Annotated in this window: 1 protein-coding gene; it reads right to left on the bottom strand. The window is 45.9% G+C overall.

The genetic code is table 11. The features are described 5' to 3' along the window. Window positions 1–2,707 (bottom strand): TonB-dependent receptor plug domain-containing protein (locus tag ACMHXE_RS07745; protein ID WP_413731889.1); only part of this gene is annotated, 2,707 nt, incomplete at its 3' end. Between the last annotated feature and the right edge of the window lie 742 nt (window positions 2,708–3,449).

The raw sequence follows: 3,449 nt of genomic DNA, 5'->3' as shown, positions 1-3,449 counted from the left end.
AGGCATCTGTGATGTTGTAACGGCTGGTCAAATCAAAAGTGGTATAAGACGGGATGTCGTTATAGTTGTTTTGATTGGGTGACCATTCGTTATCCAACACTGTGCTACTGCGATGATTGGCGGTCAGCACGGCAGAGAAGTCATTGTAGGTGTAGTCTGTGGTCAGTCGGTGACGCCAGCGTGGACGAGCCTGCTCACCTGCCGATTTAACGTTGTCATCAGCAAATCCGGTAGGGTTGAATGAACGCTCTTCCAGATAAGTACTGAATAGGCGGAAGCCCCAGTCACCGAAACCGGTTTCAAGACGATAGTTGACCTCAAAATCAACACCCGAAGTGACACTGGATGCCGAGTTAAAGGGTTTCTCGAAATAATTGACGATTTCATGAGTGGTGGGATCTCGCCTGAGTAAAGGGCAGAATTGATTATTGGTTGAACTGGATTGGTAACAGTACTTAACGACTGCGGCACCGCTGAAATTATTGATCACATTCTCCATATCGAACTTCCAGTAGTCCACAGTCAAGCTGAAGTTTTCCAGATAAGAAGGCGTGTATATAAAGCCCAGAGTGAAATCATTCGCCACTTCGTTTTTTAACTCAGGGTTCCCGACGATAAAGCCTGGACGGGTTGAACCATACCATTCCTGGGATGGTTCAAAGGTGGTTGGGATCCCTTGGGCTGCACAGTTAGCCAGCACATTACTTAGATATGTGGGGTTAATTCGATTGCGATAACTGGCCGCGCAATAGTCACTGATCCCTCTGAATGTTTGGCTGGCTGGGTTAAATAATTCGGCTATGTTGGGGGCTCGCACTGACTTGGAGCGGTTAGCCCGGATGCGCAAATCGTCATTCAGTGCCCAGTTGAACCCTACTTTCCAGGCGTTATCTGAGCCGGAGGTGGAGTAGTCCATGTAACGAAATGCAGTTTCAAGAGTTAGATCCTGAACTAACATAACATCTTTTAGCAATGGAACGGACAATTCAGCCGATGCTTCAGTCACATCAAATTCACCGGAGAGAGGTTGAGATCTGTTGTTAAACAGAAGACCTTCTCGCATTGCCGGATCCGGCAGGGTGTCGGCGGTCTCTTTTCGATACTCCAAACTGAAGGCGGCAGCAATGAAACCCGCAGGCAGCTCAAATAGATCACCGCTGACAGAGGCGCCGGCAACGTATTGATCGATTGATGAGCGGCGAATGGCATCTGTGCTGACCCAATTGTAAGCGGCTTTATCATAGAGGCCGCGACCAAACACATTCAACGGCTTACAGCCATTGGCTCTGGCATGTTCACTACGACATACCAAGGCACCACTTCTATCCCGGATAACATCGACAGCATCCTTAAAGCGCTGCTCGAACATCTCACCGTACCACTCGGTATCGGCTTGAACATGGCCAACAGTGGCATAAACATCGTATGACCAGGTATCGGAGATTGCGCCTTCAAGCCCCAAAGCTAAGCGGGCTGTGGTTCTTTCTTGACTGTATTTTCGGTTACCAAAGTCGGACGCCAAGTAGCCAACTCTGGCGCCGTCACCTGGCCGCCTTTCGGACGCTTTGACCAAACTTGCAGCTTCGGGTGAAAGAAAAGCATTATCTACATGAAGCGGAATAGTGAGGAATGCCGGAGAGCCTTCACCATAGGCTTCAGATTTGGCATAGCTGGCTTCCATGGTAAATTTATGATCATCATTAATGTCATAGTTCATGAAAGTAAAGAAGTTAATCCTATCCAGCGGAGTCTTGATAAAAGCGTTTTCGGCAAAGTTGTAGCCTTCGCCTCCAAGATAATCTATTCGGCCATTGGTGAGTTTGGGCAGAGGTTGCCCCAGCTTCATTGGGCGAATTTTACCGTCATCACTGAAAGTGTACTTTTCTCCGGCTCGGGTGGTGAACGCTCCGGTCTTGGTGTAGGCGGCCAGTACCTGTTGACCATGTCCCCACATTATTGCTTGGGGGTCATTCGGGCCGCTGGCATTGGGATTTCGCACCACAATCGGCGCTTCGCGCAAAAAGTCCCTGTCCATATGTGCAATCTGCCCCTGACGTGACCAACTTAAGTTGGTTACGAAATTGGCTTTGCCAATATCGGAGCCGAAGGTCAGTGAGGCGTATTCCTCTTCACCTCCAGATTGTGTTGGCCTGGTGGTAGAGGCATCCAGCGCCAACCCATCAAAACTGGTCTTGGTCACTATGTTAACTACACCGGCAATGGCATCAGAACCATATACTGCCGATGCGCCGCCAGTGGTGATTTCGATGCGCTCAACCATGGCTGTGGGGATATTATTCAAATCGACGGCACCTGAGCCTGGTGAGCCGGCCACAAAGCGTCGGCCATTCACTAATATCAGAGTTCGATTGGAACCCAATCCTCTCAGGTCGGTGTTATTCAAACCGCTGGCGAAAACAGTGTTGTTGGTGGTTTCCGGAGACAGACCAACCAGGGTATTAGGCATCTTATGCAATAGATCTGCGACGTTGGTAACACCGGCATCAATAAGACCATCGCCAGTGATTACGGTAACAGGGGTTGGGGCCAACTCTCCTATGCGTTTAATTTTTGAACCTGTGACTTCGATACGTTCTATGGTTTCATCTTTATCTTTAGCGTAGCTGGTTCCAGAATAAACAGCACAGCCGGCAGTAGCCAAAAGACAGAAGCGAATTGCTTTTGCGGTTGTAGATACAGAGGTCATGACTATCTCCTTGAGAAATTATAGCTTTCATATTTCTTCTTGTTTGTCAGATGTGGAAATGACCAACTAATGATTCAAGTTAATACGTATGTTAGCAATGGGTTAATCTTCGTTGGTTTTAAAGGTTTTTGGTTTTAACTAAATGGCAACATATGTGTTTGGATTAGAAAATTCGCAACTACTTAAGTTTTGTTTGTATTTTTATTAAATGGTTTTTCATGCGTTATAATTTCGTTGTGTTATTGATGGTTTTTATTGCTTGGCTAAATTGTAAGAAAATATTTTTACTTATTTTACAGTGTGTTGTTCGTTATTTTTGTTGATGGTTTTAACATTGTTTTTATAGCTTGAGAAGAAATGAGAGAATTTCTTGGTAGGATAGGGCTCTTTAATAGGATGTGATATTGGAGAGGGTTTACCGGATGTTTCATTGTTAACTTTAGGGTACCGATTTTGATTCAATTTGATAGAAAGCGCTCTTGTGTAAACAGGAATAACCGGCATTAATCAAACTTTGCATATAGACAAAAGCGAAGTGGCTCAAGAGGAAACCCTGATATCCAATCCATATTTATCTAATAGGGTTTTAGTTAATTAGGGAAGTGCCGATTACTTAAAGCCACTTGCTGTTATGCAAGTGGCTTTCGGTAGCAATAGCATTAGAACTTGTAGTTTACCCCCACAGTGAATCGTTGACCCAGCATGTCGTAGTAAGCACCTTGGTTATACACGCCTGGCTGGC

The sequence above is a fragment of the Shewanella sp. BJSY2023SW007 genome, assembly GCF_047314525.1.
Classification (GTDB): Bacteria; Pseudomonadota; Gammaproteobacteria; order Enterobacterales; family Shewanellaceae; genus Shewanella; species Shewanella chilikensis.
This window is presented reverse-complemented; position numbering and strand designations above follow the sequence as displayed.